General features: G+C 66.9%; 16 protein-coding genes and 3 pseudogenes. 12 read left to right on the top strand and 7 right to left on the bottom strand.

Features of this window, described 5'->3' with window-relative positions:
* Window positions 1-289: 289 nt before the first annotated feature.
* From IE318_RS41675 to IE318_RS41665, 3 genes and pseudogenes are all read left to right on the top strand, one after another.
* A complete protein-coding gene (locus IE318_RS41675; RefSeq protein WP_189908072.1) occupies window positions 290-631 on the top strand; it encodes a hypothetical protein in 342 nt (113 codons plus the stop codon).
* A 194-nt stretch (window positions 632-825) separates the two neighbouring features.
* Window positions 826-2,034 (top strand): PP2C family protein-serine/threonine phosphatase, encoded by a 1,209-nt coding sequence (locus tag IE318_RS41670; protein WP_189908071.1) that lies wholly within the window; start codon window positions 826-828, stop codon window positions 2,032-2,034.
* Window positions 2,035-2,379: 345 nt separating this feature from the next.
* Window positions 2,380-2,745, top strand: a pseudogene (locus tag IE318_RS41665) (transposase); the annotation flags it as partial.
* A 109-nt stretch (window positions 2,746-2,854) separates the two neighbouring features.
* On the opposite strand, the gene IE318_RS41660 reads toward IE318_RS41665, so the two are convergent.
* Window positions 2,855-4,123, bottom strand: a complete 1,269-nt coding sequence (locus IE318_RS41660; RefSeq protein ID WP_189908070.1) for an MFS transporter — start codon at window positions 4,121-4,123, stop codon at window positions 2,855-2,857.
* A 351-nt stretch (window positions 4,124-4,474) separates the two neighbouring features.
* On the opposite strand from IE318_RS41660, the gene IE318_RS45790 reads away from it, so the two are divergent.
* Both IE318_RS45790 and IE318_RS41650 read left to right on the top strand, forming a co-directional pair.
* Window positions 4,475-4,666 carry a hypothetical protein gene (locus IE318_RS45790; protein WP_229904124.1) on the top strand — a complete coding sequence of 64 codons (192 nt, stop codon included), beginning with the start codon at window positions 4,475-4,477 and terminating at the stop codon, window positions 4,664-4,666.
* A 772-nt stretch (window positions 4,667-5,438) separates the two neighbouring features.
* Window positions 5,439-5,732: a transposase gene (locus IE318_RS41650; RefSeq protein ID WP_189908069.1), complete on the top strand. Its 294-nt coding sequence runs from the start codon at window positions 5,439-5,441 to the stop codon at window positions 5,730-5,732.
* Window positions 5,733-6,017: 285 nt separating this feature from the next.
* On the opposite strand, the gene IE318_RS41645 is transcribed toward IE318_RS41650, so the two are convergent.
* From IE318_RS41645 to IE318_RS41635, 3 genes are all read right to left on the bottom strand, one after another.
* Window positions 6,018-6,485, bottom strand: a complete 468-nt coding sequence (locus tag IE318_RS41645; RefSeq protein ID WP_189908078.1) for an MmcQ/YjbR family DNA-binding protein — start codon at window positions 6,483-6,485, stop codon at window positions 6,018-6,020.
* Window positions 6,486-6,537: 52 nt separating this feature from the next.
* Complete coding sequence (locus IE318_RS41640; RefSeq protein ID WP_189908068.1) at window positions 6,538-7,188, bottom strand: nitroreductase family protein; 651 nt, start codon at window positions 7,186-7,188, stop codon at window positions 6,538-6,540.
* Window positions 7,189-7,326: 138 nt separating this feature from the next.
* Window positions 7,327-7,860 carry a carboxymuconolactone decarboxylase family protein gene (locus IE318_RS41635; RefSeq protein WP_189908067.1) on the bottom strand — a complete coding sequence of 178 codons (534 nt, stop codon included), beginning with the start codon at window positions 7,858-7,860 and terminating at the stop codon, window positions 7,327-7,329.
* 332 nt (window positions 7,861-8,192) lie between these two features.
* Between IE318_RS41635 and IE318_RS41630 the strand changes: the two genes are divergently transcribed.
* Window positions 8,193-8,633 (top strand): LmrA/YxaF family transcription factor, encoded by a 441-nt coding sequence (locus IE318_RS41630; RefSeq protein WP_229904123.1) that lies wholly within the window; start codon window positions 8,193-8,195, stop codon window positions 8,631-8,633.
* Window positions 8,634-8,720: 87 nt separating this feature from the next.
* On the opposite strand, the pseudogene IE318_RS41625 reads toward IE318_RS41630, so the two are convergent.
* Window positions 8,721-8,938: pseudogene (locus IE318_RS41625) on the bottom strand (ISL3 family transposase); the annotation flags it as partial.
* 175 nt (window positions 8,939-9,113) lie between these two features.
* On the opposite strand from IE318_RS41625, the gene IE318_RS45785 reads away from it, so the two are divergent.
* The gene (locus tag IE318_RS45785; RefSeq protein ID WP_229904122.1) at window positions 9,114-9,290 is read left to right on the top strand and encodes a hypothetical protein; all 177 of its coding nucleotides are present in this window, start codon (window positions 9,114-9,116) and stop codon (window positions 9,288-9,290) included.
* 1,095 nt (window positions 9,291-10,385) lie between these two features.
* Complete coding sequence (locus IE318_RS41615; protein ID WP_189908066.1) at window positions 10,386-11,330, top strand: NADP-dependent oxidoreductase; 945 nt, start codon at window positions 10,386-10,388, stop codon at window positions 11,328-11,330.
* Window positions 11,331-11,750: 420 nt separating this feature from the next.
* Here IE318_RS41615 and IE318_RS41610 read toward each other — a convergent pair whose 3' ends face one another.
* Complete coding sequence (locus tag IE318_RS41610; protein WP_189908065.1) at window positions 11,751-12,404, bottom strand: TetR/AcrR family transcriptional regulator; 654 nt, start codon at window positions 12,402-12,404, stop codon at window positions 11,751-11,753.
* A 142-nt stretch (window positions 12,405-12,546) separates the two neighbouring features.
* Between IE318_RS41610 and IE318_RS41605 the strand changes: the two genes are divergently transcribed.
* The 4 genes from IE318_RS41605 (at window position 12,547) to IE318_RS41590 (ending at window position 16,638) form a co-directional block, all read left to right on the top strand.
* The gene (locus IE318_RS41605; RefSeq protein WP_189908064.1) at window positions 12,547-13,095 is read left to right on the top strand and encodes a carboxymuconolactone decarboxylase family protein; all 549 of its coding nucleotides are present in this window, start codon (window positions 12,547-12,549) and stop codon (window positions 13,093-13,095) included.
* 76 nt (window positions 13,096-13,171) lie between these two features.
* Window positions 13,172-14,086 carry an NADP-dependent oxidoreductase gene (locus tag IE318_RS41600; protein WP_189908063.1) on the top strand — a complete coding sequence of 305 codons (915 nt, stop codon included), beginning with the start codon at window positions 13,172-13,174 and terminating at the stop codon, window positions 14,084-14,086.
* 406 nt (window positions 14,087-14,492) lie between these two features.
* The gene (locus IE318_RS41595; RefSeq protein WP_199923273.1) at window positions 14,493-14,936 is read left to right on the top strand and encodes a pyridoxamine 5'-phosphate oxidase family protein; all 444 of its coding nucleotides are present in this window, start codon (window positions 14,493-14,495) and stop codon (window positions 14,934-14,936) included.
* Between the two features lie 238 nt (window positions 14,937-15,174).
* A complete protein-coding gene (locus IE318_RS41590) occupies window positions 15,175-16,638 on the top strand; it encodes a dihydrolipoyl dehydrogenase family protein (protein ID WP_189908062.1) in 1,464 nt (487 codons plus the stop codon).
* Window positions 16,639-17,062: 424 nt separating this feature from the next.
* Here the strand turns inward: IE318_RS41590 and IE318_RS41585 are convergent.
* A pseudogene (locus IE318_RS41585) lies at window positions 17,063-17,499 on the bottom strand (transposase family protein); the annotation flags it as partial.

Below are 17,499 nucleotides of genomic sequence, written 5' to 3'. Positions count from 1 at the left end.
GCCCTCGCCGTTCGGGAATGTCAAAGAGCAGCTGGTCACGCCAAGCCAGGTACGCCATTCTCTGGGCGTGTTCCAGGGTGTCCCAGTCGGCCGGTAGGGGAGTCCGCGATCATTGGGGACAGCAGGTCTGCGACCATGGACATCGGAGGTCGTCTTCCCGGCACTGTTGGGCCCCACCAGGGGGCACACGTAGCCCGCGGGATGCGGAAGGTGCAGTCCCGCAGCGCCCAGCCGCGCCGCGGCGGAGATGCTGTCGGCGGCACTGCGGGCCTCCCCCCCCGGGCGGTGCTTGCACCTCGCCGTCCGCCCGGCCGGGCTGTCCGCGGCCCTGCTCGCCCCCGGGGTCACCTCCTACACAGCCGCTCTGCTCTCGCGGACGGCGGTGCCCGCGTGGAACGACGCCCACCGCGAGCTGCCGTTCGTCTTCACCGGATCCGCCGCGGCGGCCGAGGTCGTCGCCTCCCGGCTCATCGACCGGCGTCCCGGCTTCGTGACCGAGGCGTACACCACCGGCCGTCCGCATCGCCTGCGCAAGGCGTCCGAGTACCTCACCCTGGGCGGAGCGGTTACGGCGATGAGCCTTGCCCGGCGCAACCGGGTGGCCGCCGCGGTGGGCGGGCTGGCCTGCTGACGGGCAGTGTGCTGCAGCGTTTCGGCACCTTCGAGGCTGGCGTGAGATTCACGAAGCATCCTTCCGCGACGACTCGCGAGCCGGCTTGCAAGGCGAGGGGTTCGGGGCGAGCCTCACCTGGCCAACGGCGTGTCTACCGCTGTCCGCTCCGTCCGATCGAGGCGCCGCACAGGCGAAAGGTGCACATTGGACATATGCACCTTGGCCAGCGGTTCGCCGTCACATGGCAGCGGTGGCACGCCACCCGGGCATTGGTGCTGATTCCCATCGGGTTGATCATCGCGATCACAGTCGTGGACATCCACACCCCAGAAACCGTCCACCTCGGTCCGCTGCTGGTCGTAGCCCCTGCCATCACCGTGGCGATGGGTGGGGTCTGGCTGACCGGACTGATCGGCGTACTAGCAGTGGTGGCTCAGGTAGTCATCGCCGTTTTCCACGGGGGCCTGACCACGCCCAACCACATCTGCCAGATCATTGGGCTCACAATCCTCTCGATGTTGGCCGTGATCGTCTGCCTGGTGCGTGACCGGCGCAGAGCTGAGCTCGCACAGGTGCGATCCGTTTCCGAGGCCGCGCAGCGGGCGCTGCTACGCCCGCTGCCCCGCCGGCTGGGCACTCTGCACCTCTCCTGCACGTACCTGGCCGCCGCGAAAGAAGCCCGTATTGGCGGTGACCTGTACGCCGTGGCCCACACCGGCAACCACACTCGCATGCTCATCGGCGACGTCAGGGGGAAGGGACTGAACGCAGTGGGTGAGGCGGCTGCGCTGATGGGCGCATTCCAGGAGGCCGCTCACCATCACGCAACACTACCGGCGCTCGCCAGCGCCCTGGACCGCAGTGCGTGCCGCTACTCCGCCCAGTTCCTCGGTTCGGACGACGAGGCTGAGGAGCACTTCATCACCGCGCTGCTGCTGGAGATCCCCGACGATGGCTCTGTGGCGCGGTTGACGCACTGCGGGCACCCTCCGCCCCTGCTGATCAGCCGGGGGCAGGTGACGAGTGTCCCGAGTTCCGCAGCGCCGCCCCTGGGCCTGTGCGGGCTGACGCAGGACATTCGCACTTCTCACACGTTCCCGTTCGAGGCTGGTGACACGCTCCTGCTGTACACCGACGGTCTCGCAGAGGCCCGCGACAGCAGCGGCGCCTTTTACCCCCTGGAAGAGCGACTCGCCCAGTGGACCAAGTGCCATCCCGACACGCTCCTTGAGTGCGTCCAGCACGACCTCCTGGCCCACACCGGCGGGGCCCTCCGCGACGATGCCGCCATGCTCGCCGTACGACGAACGGCAACAACGCACGCCGGACACCTCGGCGGCGAGCTGATAGGCAGCGATGGCCGCCCGATGCCTGACCTGAACCGCCACGCCACGCCCGGGAGCAGAGCGGCCCGATCCTGAGGCATTGGCAGTACAGAGCCAGCCTGCCTGGACCCGCCCCGTCGCGTACCTTCAGCGTGTGCTTGCACTCTTCGATGTTTGTCGCGTGCGTCAAGATCTCGCGCCCTCCCGCGGCCCCTGGCGGCCGGAGGGCGACCAGGAGCAGTAGAGCGACGCGCCCCGATCACGACGCCCTCGGCCCACTTCACGAACCCCTCGTCGCGAACGCGCCCCCCGCCCGGGCCGGCGATCACCCCGGCACGACGTCGGCCCAGCGGGGTGGCCGTGTCGCGGAGCGTGGCGAGGACACATGCGCCTCTTGATGGTTAAGTCCTATCGTTGCAAGTCAGAACCACTCCCCGTGCTCTTGATGCCGACACCCGACTGGTCGTCGTGGTCGGTCGGTCGCTCGCCGGAAATCGCAACGACTGCAAGGCGTGGGAGGAGTCCGGTGCCAAGGCTGCCGTCGGCAAGACCCTCACGGTCGCCGACGGAGGCTACCCGGGCACCGGACTCGTCATCCCGCACCGTCGGCAGCCAGGCCAGGCCGAACTCCCGGCCTGGAAAGAGGAGCACAACAAGTCCCACAAGCAGGTGCGCGCCAGGGTCGAGCGCGTCTTCGCCCGTATGAAGACCTGGAAGGTCCTCCGCGACTGCCGTTTCAGGGGCGACGGCGTCCATCACGCCATGCTCGGCATCGCACGGATGCACAACCTCGCCCTCGCCGGATAGGCACACGGGCCACTGCAGGCAACCTCGCCCGAGGCGACTCGTAGATCATTTACGGGACAACCTCTGGCTATGGCACGGCACGTCAGCAATGCTCTGACGGTGAGGTTCGTCATGTGATTACTCGCCGTTGACTGGTCGGGTCCGTATGCGGGTTGCGTGCGGCGAGGACCGTGAAAAGGGTGGCGATAACGGCAAGGGCGCCGTATCCGAGCGCGATCTGTGGTAGTGAAAAGGCGTTCGAGAGCTGGCCGAAGATGAGGCTGATCAAGGCGGCGCCGCTGTAGCAGAGGAGGTAGACCGCGCTGAAGATCGGCGCCCGGTCGGCCAGGGCGCTGCCGTGCAGCAGGCCGCGGGTGGCGGCGCTGACAGCGATGCCTTGACCGACGCCGGTGACGATGGTTGCAGCGATGAACAACGGCAGTGTGCCGATGGCGATGGCTGTAATGATGCCGATCCATCCGATCAGGACGATGATCATGCCGATGCGTTGGGCTGCCGCTGGTGTGAACCGGCCGCCGATGGGAGCGCCGAGAACGCTGGGGGCCATGTAGCAGGCAAACACCAGTCCGAGGATGAGTGGGCTGCGGGTATGGAGTTGATCTTCGACCAGTGCGGGCATGAAGGACTGGTAGAAAGCCCCGGTCGCATAGGCGGTCACGAACACCACGGCCGCGACAGGGAGCAGACGCCTGACCCGAGCCGGTACGCGGACCCGGGGCCGCAGTGATCGCCAAGCGCCCGGCGTCGGCTTCGCGGTCTCCGGGCTGACGACGATGAGTGCGGCAGACAGTACGAGGAGACCGGCGCAAACCAGGTAGATGAGCTCGCGTGGCCAGGGGGCGAATTGGACCAGGGCGCCGGCGGCGATGGCGCCGAGGGTGAGGCCGAGCATGGGTCCCTGGCTGGACGCGACGGAGGCCAACCATGCCGGCCTGGTGGGCGCGGCGTCGACGATGTAGGAGGTGAGGCTGCTGCTGGCCAACCCCGTACCGACGCCCATCAGGAGCCGACCGGCCAGCAGAGTGCCGATGTCGTGCACGTTCAGCAGCAGCAGACAGCCCAGCAGGAGCAGGCCGAGGCTAGCGATCGCGGTGCGCCGTCGGCCCAGATGATTGGACAGCCGTCCCAGCACCAACAGTGCGGCGATAATGCCGACGGAGTAGGTGACGAAGGCCAGCGAGATGCCGGCGTTGGTGAACGCGTCCTCGGCCCGGTAGGTGTTGAACAGGGGGATCGGTGCGGCCGACGCGGCAAACGAGGCCACCAGGGAGACGATCCCAGATGAGAATGCCAGCCGGGGCGTTCTGCCCTGGCGAGGCCGGTTGATCACTGGTGACACATCTGCGTCGTCGAGAGGGGGCGCATTCAGTCGCGACATAACGGATCAACCTCCGGTAGCTGTGCGAGTAGTCGCCGAGCCCAGGCCAGGCCGAGCATTTTTGGGCTTGGCAACCCAGTTCTCAGAGGTAACACAACACCATCCAAGACTGGGCTGTCAAGCCCAGTCTTGGAGTCGTGTGACGTATGGGAGCCACGACGGGAACACGGGTTCCTCGCAAGCTCACGGACAAGGATCAGGCGACGCGCGCCGGTCCTGGAGCATGCCGCGGTACTCATCTACAGGAAGGGTGTCCGCGCGACGAACAACGAGCAGCTCCGTCGCGCGGACGGCGCCAGCGGGTCGCAGCTGAACCGCTACTTCCCGACGAAGGAGAGTCCGGTCCTGGCCGTGATCGCCCAGCAGGCCGATCGCGTCCTCGCGTTCCATCGCGGTGAGCGATTCGCTTCCTTCGACGATCTCGACGCGTTTCGGGAGTGGGCGGATTTCTACGTCGGCTACGAGCACGCCCACCAGGAAGGCTGCAGCCTCGGCTCCCTGGTCTGCGAGATCATCAAGCCCGACCTTGACGTTCACGCGTGAGTGCGTTTGATCGGTGGCGGGACGTCTTCCGCGACGGCTCCGGCACACGCAGCGACTCCCCACTCTGCCAGCCTTGGATAAGACGCCCCGCTTCGGCGGGTCGGCCTGAGAGGGCACGACAGGAGAACCACCTGCAGGGTTAAAAGTCCCGTACCCTGTCTGACCAGGGCTTTCGCTGTCTGTCGTGATCTTATTCAGCTGGCGGTGCGGAACTCGTGGATGAGTCCGCCCAGGACGTCGTGGCGCTGGATCCGTTGGGGCGAAGGGGATGACGTCCGGCTCGTCGGTTGTTGTGCGAAGGTGCAGCGCGCGGTGGGGGCGTGCGGTGTTGTAGAGCTCGGCGTACTCGGTGAGGGCGTGCCGCAAGTGCTACTCGTTGTAGACGAGCATCCGGTCGGTGCACTCAGCCCTGTGGGTGCCGATAATCCTGTCACCTAGGCTGAGCTGCTGCGACTTGAGGGCCACGGTGTGATCACATCGAAAGCGCTCGTGAGCCCGTCGGCGCACGTTTGGGAATCGTGACGTTCCGGTCGGCCTACCGATTCGGCTGCCTCCTGCTCGGCTGGCTACGCCTGCTGACGCGTCAGTGCTGAAGCTGCTGGGCACTCCGCATACCGTGCTGCGCTGGCAGGCGAGGTAGCTCCGCTGAGGAACTGCGCGCGGCAGATGCCCACACCGTGATCCCCGACCTAACAGACGGAAGACCTCTTGAAGCTAGTGCAGCGCCGCATTGATCTTGCGGGGTAGGTGCCGCCGCCATCCGAGCCGCCCGGTGAAGCCCGGCCAGATCGAGCGGCGCGAGTTCGAGTACCGACGCCACGGCACCGCCTCCATTATCGCGGCCCTGGACGTGCACACCGGTCAGGTCCTGGTCGAAGACATCGTCCGCAACGACTCGGCCACCTTCATCAGCTTCCTGCGGATGCTCGACCAGTCCATCGACCCGAAGCTCACGATCCACCTGTTCCTCGACAACGGGTTGTCGCATGTCCCGAAGGCGACCCGGGCCTGGCTGGCAGCACACCCGAGGTTCGCCGTCCACCACACACCCAAACACGCCTCGTGACTCAACCAAGTCGAGATCTTCTTCTCGATCCTGGCCCCCCGCCGCCCTGCCGCGGCGCGGTGAGTTCACCTCGCGCCAGGACCTCATCGACCAGATCCGCGAGTTCACTCTCGCCTACGACGACGAGGCCCGACCGTTCCGCTGGACCTACGACGGAACCCCGCTCAAAGCCGCATGGCCCTCGCAAGATCGATGCGCTGCTGCACTAGCCGCCAGCGGCCTCACGCCATGATCCCCACCGGATCGGCGAAGAGCCGGCTTTGTTTTTGTCTGGCGCCGCGTCGGTCAGTCGGCCGACGGCAGAAAGCTGAAAGTGTCGGGGTCGACCGGGCGGTTCTGTCTGGGAAGGCCCGCGACGACGAGCAGGTATGACTCGGTCACGAGGTTGTCCACCAACGCCTGCTCGATATCCGCACCAGGTCTGGTGGTGATCCAGTGCTTCTTGTCCATGTGGTAGCCGCGAGAAATGCTCGTGTGCGACGCGCGGAGAGTGTCCGCATCTGAGGGATCGGCTTTGAGGATCACGACCGGCTCCCCAGGCATCGATGTCTGCAGCATGAACACCTTGCCACCGACTTTCCACACCTCCCAGTCGCCGGTGAACTGGTGCGTGTGCTCTGAACGCGGGAGCTCTGCGGCGCACGCGGCCGCGCGGTTTCTGGACTGTCCTGTCTGTGTGCATCTTGGCCTCCTCGAGGTCGGTAGAGGTCGACTGCCCGGCGTCCGTCGAGGAGAGGTGCAGGCGCCGGACAGTCGAGTTACGCAGAACGGAGCAGGCGCGCCGATCGCGCACCCGCTCAGTTCGTCACATGTGGGTGAAGATCTTTTCGGCGTCGAAGCGAGAGACCGGCTGGCGAGAGACGCGCGTCTCGTCCGGGTACCCGAGCACGACGAGCAGCGTCGTGGTGAAGTCGGTGTCGGTGAGGCCGAACGCTTCGTCGATCGTCGCGCGGTCGAACCCTTCCAGCGGGGTGGCGTCGACTCCGAGAGAAGCGGCGGCCATCATGGTCGCGCCGACCACGAGGTACGTGTTCTTCTCCAGCCAGTGGAGCACGTCGCCGCCATAGTTCTCCGACTGGATCTCCACGAAGTTGGACGCTCCAGCCTCCCACCCCTTCTGGATCTCCGGGTCCGCGAAGCGACCGTCCGCGCGCTCCTTCGCGAAGATCTCCTGCAAGTGCTCGTCGGGAATCGTCTTGCGGGTAGTGAACACGATCGCGTGCGACGCGTTCCGTACCTTCTCCGCGTTGTCCGCGAAGCGGCCGACGAGAGCGTCCGCAAGCTTGTCCTTGCCGGCTTGCGACTCCAGCACATGGAAGTGGTTCGGCTGGATGTTGATCGTCGTCGGCGACGTGCGTAGGTAGCGCAGCAGGAGCTGGAAGGTCTCCTCCGGGATCTTCTTGTTCGGGTCGAAGTAGCGGGTGAGGTGCTTGGTGATCAGATTGTCGAGATCCATGGTTGGCTTTCGTTTCGTTGTCAGAGAGATCGGGTGCAGGAGGCGGCTTCTGGGCGTTGGACTCACGTCAGTACGTGGTGAACGTCGCTTTCATTGGGGCGACCTCCGTGCCAGTCGACGCGGTCGCGACGTCGTTGGTTACGCGCCCGCACCGGGGATGTCGACGACGGTTTCGTTGACGTTGTTGAGGTAGTTCGTGAGCAGCGTGACGACCACGACGGTGACGATCGCCTGGATCTCGGGGTCCGTGTACCCGGCCTCGCGGACCGCGGCGATGTCCTTGTCGCCCACCTGACCGCGGGTCTCGATCACCTGCTGGGAGAAGCGAGCTACGGCGGCACGCTTGGGATCGGTGGAGCCGCCGGTGCGGGCCAGCTCGATCTCCTCGGTGGACATGCCGCCGAGGTTCGCGGAGATGTATCCGTGCAGCGCCGAGCAGTAGTCGCAGTTGTTGGAGTGGGACGTGGCCAGCGCGATCGTGTGGCGGGTCTTCGCGTCGAGGAGCTTGGCGATGCCGCCTTGCAGGCCCATCACGATCTCGAGGACGGTCGGGTTGGCGGCGAGCGTGGTGAACATGCCCGGAGCGAAGCCGAACTGCTTGGCGATGGCCTCGAGCGTGCCCTGCGTCTTGGCGTCGATGTCGGTGAGCTCGGGCGTGCTGAGACGAGACATGGTGGCGTCCTCGGGTTGGTATCAGTCTGGGCTGTTCAGCCCACTCACAGTGAACGCGACAATGATTGGGCTGTCAAGCCCAATCCGTGTTCATGTTGGGCCACTGAGCCCAGTCCGCGGAACAGGGTGGTGACATGCAGATGAACGATGGATCGCGTGATCTTGCCGGCGCACGGGCAAGGGGCTGGCGGCGCGAGGTCGCATCCTCGAGCACGCCGCGGACTTGAGCTACACGCAGGGGGGTCCACGCGACGAACAACGAGCTGGTGCGAAGAGCAGCGGGGGACAGCGGCTCGCAGCTGAGCCACTATTTCGCGAACAAGGAGAGCCTGGTGCGCGCCGTCGTCGACTGGCAGGCCGAGAGCGTGCTCGGCTTCCACCGAAGCGAACGGTTCGCCGGCTTCGACACGATCCAGGCGTACCAGGAGTGGGCGGACTTCGTCGTCGTCTCCGGTCGCCCGTTCGAGAACGGCTGCAGCCTCGGATCCCTCGCGAGCGAGATCGTCAAGACCGATCTGGATGTCCGCGACGACCTCACTCGCATCTTCGCCGAGTGGCGGGACATCTTCCGAGCGGGACTCGAGCGGATGCAATATGACAAACGAATCGACGCGTCGGCGGATCCGGCGCGACTCGCACACATGCTGATCGCCCCCTACCAGGGAGGCAGCCTGCTCGCGCAGATCGCCCGCGACGTAGCGCCATTGCGTGACGCGCTGTACGCCGCGGTCGAGCATCTTCGCGTGTACACAACGTCAGACGACGTCGTGTGAGCCTGATACGAAGCCCGGGCCTCTTGTTCTAGGGGTCTATCAGGAATCTGGCTCTGACTCGTAGTCGGTGGTGACGCTGGGTGTCCGTCAGGGCAGGAGGATGCGGTGGCGGAGGAGGTCGAATCCGGCGCGTCCGTGCATCTGTCTCATGATTCTCTTGGTGCGGGTGTTGGCGCCTTCGGTGCGGTCGTTGTGGTAGGGCAATGTGAGGCCGGCATCTACAGCGGGCCTGTCGACTTCGAGGCCGTTGGTAAGGCTGCGCAGGTGGGTCAGGTCCACGGCCGGGCGGTGGTGATCCACTCGGTAAACCATGGCCCGGGCCGGCGAACTACGCGACCAGATTGACCACTTGACCGCCGCCCGGGCCGAGACCGAAGCGCGACTTGCAGACCTGGCCACCACCCGGAAGGTCATCGCCGAACGCGTCCCGCCCGGGACCAAGCCCGATCCGCCCGAGGCGAACACCGCTTACAGGTCATCGTGAACGCCTTCAACCAGCACCCCGGCCGGGCATTCCGAGCCCGCGAGCTGCACGAACTCTTCGGCATGCCCACCGACGAGGCGACCGTCAACGTCACCCGCAGCCGCCTCGGACGCCTCGCCCGACAAGGCTTCCTCACCCAACCCGGACGAGGCCGCTACCAGAAACGGACTTAACGTCCACTAAAGCACGGCCTACTGTATCGGTAGATCCGTAGCAGGGCTCCCGTACCGGGCTCGGGCGGGTGCCCACCAGGGTGGGCGCATGTCGGGCACACAGTATGGGCCGTCTCCCACGGGGCGCCACGTGGACCCGAGGCATGACGAGGTCAGACAACGACCCGGGCTTCTGGGACCGGAGCGCCTATTCTGGGAATACAACGGATACAGCCTCTACGGAGATCTCTCGCAAGAAGAACGCGAGGGTAGGCCTCGTCCCGGGAATCAGGCGAACTCGGAGGTACCGTCCCTCGGACGTCCCTCCGCGATTCACCGCTGGCGACATCGCCATCGGCACCTGTGATCCACGAGACGTCGTAGGTGGCACGGTAGGTGGGTGGCCAGAAAGACCAAAACCGCCCTTGATCGTCTACTCCCAACTCTCCGGACGATTGGCTCCCTTTCTCGACGTAGGTGGTGCGCCCGTCGTGAGTGAACACCTATAGTGCCCCGTCGGTGTAGGTGAATGGTGCCCTCGTCGCCGCTTCCGCGATGTCGGCTGCATTGACGCGGTCGCCGTGGCCTACCGCAGGCCTCTCGGTGCTCGACATGACAGGCTCCGATCGGGAGGTGTGGCGCCCAGGCGCGGGCACGTTGACCACGTCAGACCCAGGGCTTCGCGCTGCTCGCACTGTCGAACCCTGCCGACCAGCGCCGCAGCACGGGATCACCGCTGATGCTTGTCGAACGGTGCTCCTCCGGGCTCCGGCGCGCACCCACAGCACGAACCCGCAGACGGACCGGACCACCAGCACGGTCCCGCGGGCGGGCCGGACGACGAGAAGCAGATCGCCGCGCTCGAGCGCGACTTGATGTAGCCGTCCGTCTTTCAAACGTGCCTTGAGTCGTTCGGCGAGTCCGGAGATGGTCAGCGCAGACGAGCATCGGCAGCGCCTCGACCCCCGCCGATGCCATCGGCGCCTTCAACCCGACCGAACGGGACAAGGCGAAGACAACCATCCGGGTTCGTCCATCTGGACGCGGAGAGAACAGAGATCCCCCGTTATCTCGTGCAGCAGGTGAACGAGGGCTGTTACGGAGAGAGGTATTCAGATGAAAGCGATCGTGGTGACGGACCGTGCCGCGGGAACGGCAGGGATGCAGCTAGTGGAGCGACCCGATCCGGACACGGTGGGGCTCGCTAGTCTTGAAGGCGCGAACTACGGCGATGTCGTCGTGGAAGTTCATGCGTCAGGCTTTACTGGGGATGAGCTGGAGTGGCCCTCGACCTGGATCGATCGCCTCGGCCGTGACCGCACGCCGTCCATCCCGGGCCACGAGGTGGCCGGTGTAGTCACCGCCCTCAGCTATGGAACGGCGGGGCTGTCGGTCGGACAGCGGGTTTTCGGCCTCACCGACTGGACCCGCGACGGGACCCTGGCGGAGTTTGTCGTCGTCGAGGCGCGCAACCTTGCGCCGTTGCCTGGCGACGTTGACTTCACGGTAGGTGCGGGCGTCGCGATGACTGGCCTGACCGCGTGGCAGGGGCTGTTCGAGCACGGCCACCTCGGGGTGGGGCAGAGCGTCCTTGTGCACGGTGCGGCCGGCGCGGTCGGCTCGATGGCGACACAGCTCGCACGTGAGGCCGGCGCCTACGTCATCGGTACCGGACGCGCTGCCCATCGTCAGCTGGCGCTCGACTACGGTGCTCAGGAGTTCGTCGACCTTGAGAACGACGCGCTGGAAGATGTCGGCGGCGTCGATCTGGTATTCGATGTCTTCGGCGGTGCCATCGGGAAGCGGTCCGCAGGTCTGGTTCGAGCCGAGGGAATGCTGGTGACTGTCGCCGGGCCGCCCGAGGCGCGGCCGGCCAACGGTCGGGCGATCGACTTCGTTGTCGTGTCCGATCGCGCCCAACTGAGTGAGATCGCGCGGCGCGTGAAGAACGGACAGCTACGGACGAACATCGGCCAAGTCGCAACCCTCGACGATGCTGTGGCCGCCTTCAACCCTACCGAGCGGATCAATGGGAAGACGATCATCCGCGTTCATTGGTAAGGAGGGCCCAGAGGCAGCGACCGTCCTTCCTCAGGTATGGCGCTTCGGCGATCTCCCCTACGCGCCCGCTCGTAGGGGAGATCCCGTACGTACTCGCTTCGGGGCGTGGCGGAGGACGTGAGCGCGCGGCCGCGCCGCAGGGCCGACCACCTCGGCTACGAGGCTGGCGTGACATGCATGTTTATCGACATCGAACCGCATCACAGGCCCGGGAGACGCGCCGTACCCGCCTCCCGGGACGTCGCCTCGGATGGGGCCGCGACCTTGCTGAACGACAAGCCGCACAATCGCGGAGATCTGCACGCACCACGACGGTCTCGCGCGTCCGCCTCATGAGTCGGATGCCCGACTGCCGCATGGGCCCGCCGTCGAGGATACGACCCTTCTCACGTTCGATGGGCCGTCTCAGACCGTCGCCGGCTAGCGAACCTGCAGTACGTCGATTTCGGGAGACCTCACGAAGGTCTGCACGTAGTCGATGGCTGCCTGCAACGCGTCCTTCAGCGGGGTGATGTCCCGAGCGACCTGAGCGAGGAGGCTGCCGCCCTGGAATGCGGAGAGAAGTAGATTGGCCAGCTGCGCCGGATCCGCGTCAGTGCTGATGCGGCCGAGTTGCTGCATGTGCTGCAGCCCGTCGCGGAAGATGTCCCGCCACTGATCGAACGCACTCGCGAGCTCATCGTGAACGTCAAGGTCAGTCTTGATGATCTCGCTCGCGAGGGAGCCGAGGCTGCAGCCTTCCTGGTAGGCGCGCTCGTAGCCGACGTAGAAATCCGCCCACTCCCGAAAAGCGTCGAGATCGTTGAACGAGGCGAATCGCTCACTGCGATGGAATGCGAGGACGCGATCGGCCTGCCAGGCGATGACTGCCAGGACGAGACTCTCCTTGGTCGGGAAGTAGTGGTTGAGCTGTGACCCGCTGACGCCGGCTGCGCGACGGAGCTGCTCGTTGTTCGTCGCGTGGACACCCTTCGTGTAGATGAGTTCCGCGGCATGCTCCAGGATCCGGGTACGCGTCGCCTGGCCCTTGTCCGTGAGCTTGCGAGGCACCCGAGCTCGTGTCGTGGCTTCCATACGTCGCACGATACCGCAGGGTGGGCTTGACAGCCCAGTCTTGGGCGGTGTTAGCTCTGAGAAGTGGGCCGACAAGCCCAAAAAATGCTCGGCTCGACTGGGCTCGGCGACTACTCGCACGCTTACCGGAGGTTGATTCGCTATGTCGCGACTGAACGTTCCCTCTTCCGACGATGTCCCCGCGGGAGCGCAAGGCATCCTCGACAACATCGGCGGACAGCTCGGCTTCGTCCCGAACATGTTCAAGACCATCGCCTCGAACCCGACCGTTCTTGACGCCGTCGTGACGCTGCAGAGCACCATGAGTCGCGTTCTGGACGCGAAGACGCGGCACACCATCGCGCTCGCGGTCTCGGAGGCCAACGGTTGCGCTTACTGCCTGGCGATTCACACGTACGTGTCGTCCGAACTCAGCGGAATGTCGAGCGACGACATCGACCTGGCTCGCGCCGGGAGCTCGGTCGACCCCAAGCGCGCCGCAGTCGCTCGCTTCGCTCAACGGGTGGTGGAGAGCCGCGGGCGAGTCAGCGACGCAGACCTCGCGGCTGTGCGCGGCGCCGGCTACACCGACCCGCAGATCTTGGCGATCGTCACGGTCGCAGTGCAGGCCCTGCTGACCAATTTTCTCAACAACGTCAACCAGACCGACATCGACATCCCCTCCGCCAGCTCGGTCGGTACGCCCAGCTGAGCGCGGAAACCCCAGAGTGAAGATATGGCGGCCGGCCTGTACCTACCGTCGGCCGGACCGAGTGAAGGGATTAATCATGAAGGCAAGCGGAGTGTCCGGACCCGATGCGGACGTCGTCCTCCTCGAGGTGCCTGAGCCGTCGGCTCCTGGTGCTGGTCAGCTTCTGCTGGAGGTGGAGGCGGCCGGTGTCGGTCCGTGGGATCGGTTGCTGAACGGTGCGGGCTGGGATGTGGGGCTGCGTCCGCCGGCGGCGCTGGGTGTAGAGGGCGTGGGCCGGGTTGTGGCTGTGGGTCCCGATGTCGAGGGCTTCGCTGTCGGTGACCGGGTGCTTGCGCATGAGGCCCCCTTGCCCGGGGGCAGTGGCTTCTGGGCTGAGCGGGTGCTGATCACTGCGGCCAGTGCTGCGATCTGCCCGGCGGGGCTGGATCCGGTGCAGGCGGGGGCGCTGCCGGTTGCCGGGCTCACGGCGTACCAGTCGCTGGAGGCGCTGGGGCTCAGCCGGGGGCAACGGCTTCTGATCACCAATGGTGGTGGGGCGACCGGTGTGCTGGCGTTGCAGATTGCTGCTGCTCGGGGGATCGAGGTGACGGTGACGGCGTCTGCTTCGGCTGCTGAGCGCCTGCGTGGTCTGGGTGCGTTGGAGGTTGTCGACTATCACGACTCGGATTGGGCGGGTCGGGTTCGTGGTGGGTTCGATGGTGCGCTGATCGCCGCTGGTGGTACGGCGCAGGCCGCGCTGTCCCTGGTGCGGGACGGTGGGCGTCTGGTGTCGCTGACCTCGGACGCGCCGACGGGGGAGCGTGGTATCACCAGCACGGACCTTTACGTCCGGCCTGATGCCGCTCAGCTTGCCCATCTGGCGGAGGCGGTCGTGGAGGGAAAGCTGAAGCAGAACGTGGAAGCGCTCCCGCTCAGTGAGGGGCCGGCCGCTTTCGCCCAGGTGTCCGCCGGGCAGGCCGGCGGCAAGAAGCTCGTGCTCGTGCTGACCTGAGCACGTCCACGACGGGGCGCCGTCCCGTCCTGACACCGACTCATGGCACCGGCCGTACCCACCAGGCGCGGGGCACATCAGGCGGTCGGGCCGGCTCGCGGTGGCACCGTGGGGGAGGGAGCGCCGATCGCCGGTCGGGCTCCGGGCTCCGGGCTCCGGGACACGGTCCCCAGAACGGCCGTCCGCGCGGATGTGATCACTGACCGGGGTGTCGGCGGGCACGGGCGCCCAACGCGATCGGGGAGGGCGCGCAACAGCGCGGAGCGAGCGCCGGGGCTTCGGCGGACCAGGCCATCGGCCTGTTGTGGGCGCACTCGAAAAGGTCTGCGTCGTGACGGCCCAGGAGGGCGGAGCACGCAGACGTGGCAGGAAAGGTTGAGGAGCGATGGGAATAATCACTGAGGACATGCGGCAGATCGTCACCAGCGCCAAGCTGGCGTTCGTTGCGACGGTCTGCGAGGACGGCTCTCCGAACCTCTCGCCGAAGGGGTCCGTGCGCGTCTACGACGACGATCACCTGGTATTCATGAACATGGCCTCGCCCAACACGGTGGAGAACCTGCGGCGCAATCCGCGGGTTGAGGTCAACGTGATCGACTTCCTGCTCCGGCGGGGGTATCGCTTCAAGGGAACGGCCGAGATCCGCGGGGAAGGCGACCCGGTGTACGACTGGTCCCGCCAGTGGGTGCTGAACACCCACGGCGATCCCATCTACCCGTGCCACGAGGCCGTACTGATCAGGGTGGACCGGGCGCTGCGGGTGGACTCTCCCGCATACACGTTCGGGCACGCGAACGAGGACGACCTGAAGCATGAGTGGGCCGCCAACTACGGTGTGGCATACCTTTGATGAGACATCGGGACGTCTGTTAGCAAGGCCTGGCGTTGAACATCCTCACCAACTACTTCAACGTCCTCGCCGGGTACCGACACCGAATGGCCGGTCGTCACCCCGCACACCGACGCCTGACCGACGCGCCCTGGCCTGGTCGGGGAGCCCCCGCCCAGGCCCGACCGAGCAGGCCCGACGGGCAGCATCACCACCGCCTCGACCGTCGTCAGGCACTCCCAGGAATGCGAGGAAGAACATGAGCGAATCGCATGAAAACCGGACAGGAGCGCCTTACGACGTGGTCGTGCTGGGCGCAGGCCCGGCCGGTGCGAACGTCGCCGACCGCGCCCGCACCGCCGACCTCTCCGTAGCGGTCGTGGAACGGGAACTGGTCGGCGGTGACTGCGCGTACTGGGCATGCGTGCCCAGTAAGGCGCTGCTGCGGCCGGTCATCGCGCTCGCCGACGCGCGGCGCGTGGACGGTGCCCGGCAGGCCATCACCGGTCGGGTCGACGCCGATGGCGTCTTCACCCGTCGCAACCGCTCTGTCTCCGACTGGGACGACACCAGACAGGCTCTGTTCCTCAAGTCCATCGGAGCCGACCTCTTCCGTGGCCACGGCCGTCTCGACGGGCCCCGATGTGTCAGCGTCACCCGTGGCGACGGCGCCCGGCAGGCGCTCACTGCCCGGCACGCGGTGGCCATCGCCACCGGCAGCCGGCCGGCGTTGCCCGACATCCCGGGCCTCGCCGAGGCCCGTCCCTGGACGAGCCGGCAGGGCACCGAGTCCAGCACCGTGCCCCCTCGCCTCGCCATCATCGGAGGCGGCGGAGTCGGCATCGAGATGGCCACTCTCTGGCAGGGCCTCGGCTCCCGGGTCACTCTGCTCGCCCGGCGCCGTTTGATCCCCCGCATGGAACACTTCGCCGGCGAACTGGTCGCCCGGGGATTGAGCGAGGCGGGCGCGGATGTGCGGATCGGCGTGCAGGTGACCGCCCTGCGCCGCCCGGACCCCGAGGGGCCGGTCACGCTCACCCTCGATGACGGCGGCGAGCTGGAGGCCGACGAGGTCTTGTGCGCCACCGGCCGCACCCCCGCCACCGACGATATCGGCCTGGACACGGTCGGCCTCGCCCCCGGCTCCTGGCTGGACGTGGACACCACCTGCCTGGTGCAGGGGGTCGACGGCCACTGGCTGTACGCCCTCGGTGACGTCAACCACCGTGCCCTGCTCACCCACCAGGGCAAGTACCAGGCCCGGACCGCAGGCGACGCCATCGGCGCCCGGGCCGCCGGCCGCCCGCTGGACGACACGCCCTGGGGCGACCATGCCACCACCGCCGACCAGCACGCCGTACCCCAGGTGTTCTTCAGTGACCCCGAGGCGGCCGCGGTGGGCCTGAGCGCCGAACAGGCGGAGCGCGCCGGGTACCGCATCAAGACCGTCGACCTCGACTTCAACGCCGCCCAGGGCGCCAACCTCTACGCCGACGGCTACCGGGGCCACGCCCGGCTGGTCGTCGACCTCGACCGGGAGGTCCTGCTCGGAGTGACCTTCGTCGGCCCCGGTGTCAGCGAACTCCTGCACTCGGCGACCATCGCGGTCGCCGGCGAGGTCCCGCTCAAACGGCTCAGGCATGCGGTCGCCTGCTTCCCGACCGTCAGTGAGATCTGGCTCTTCCTCCTCGCCGCCTACCAGCGCGACCAGAAGACGTCGTAGACCACCGCCACCTGACACCCTCGCTCCCCGGTCCGGGGCCCTCGATGCGGCCGTACGCACAGGACTGGCAGCCACCCGGTAACCCGACCTGACGAAAGGACGAGGAGTGAAATGCAAGCGGAGTCTCCGCGCCCGGGGCGAGGGAGGTCATCCTCCTCAACCTTTCCGAGCCCCCGGCGTCCAGCACCGGCCAGGTACTCATCGAGGTCGAGGCCGCTGGCGTGGGGCCGTGGGACAGGCTGCTGAAAACAGCGGCTGGGATGTCGGCCCGTGTCCCCCGGCCGCCCTGGGCATGGAGGGCGGCGGCCGGATACGCACCGTCGGCGCCCGTGTCCAGGGGATCGCCGTCGGTGACCGTGTGGTGGCGCATGGGCGCAGCTTCCGGGCGCAGAGGCTTCTGGGCCGAGCGCCCGCGGCCGACACACCGACGCGGGACGATCAGCCCGGTGCCCAGGTAGGCGCCGTCCGCGATCACCGTCGTGCCTGCCGCCACGGCCGGCAGGTCCGAGGCGCGCCAGACGTGTGCGTCTGCCTTGTTGCCGGGTGCCGGCCGGGCCGAGGCCACCACCAAGCGGGTGTCGGCATCGATGATGACCTGCACATTCGCCGAGAACCGGTAGTTGCGTGAGGAGGCTGCGACCTTACGGTCCCGGACCGGGATCAGGGTGCCGTCCACGATCCATAACCGCTCGACGCCCGGCACCGGCCTGGGCGCCGGCTCCAGCGCAAGCAACGGTCGCAGGCGCTGGATGACCCGGGAGACGGTGGCGGGTGAGCAGCCAAAGAGCGGGGCGAGCTGCCGCATGGTGAGGTTCGTGCGGTAGTACACGGCCACCAGCAGCACCCGCTCGGCCAGCGGAA

This window comes from Streptomyces spiralis (genome assembly GCF_014654675.1).
Classification (GTDB): Bacteria; Actinomycetota; Actinomycetes; order Streptomycetales; family Streptomycetaceae; genus Streptomyces; species Streptomyces spiralis.
The sequence above is the reverse complement of the archived record's forward strand: the minus strand, read 5'-3'. Positions and strand labels throughout refer to the sequence as shown.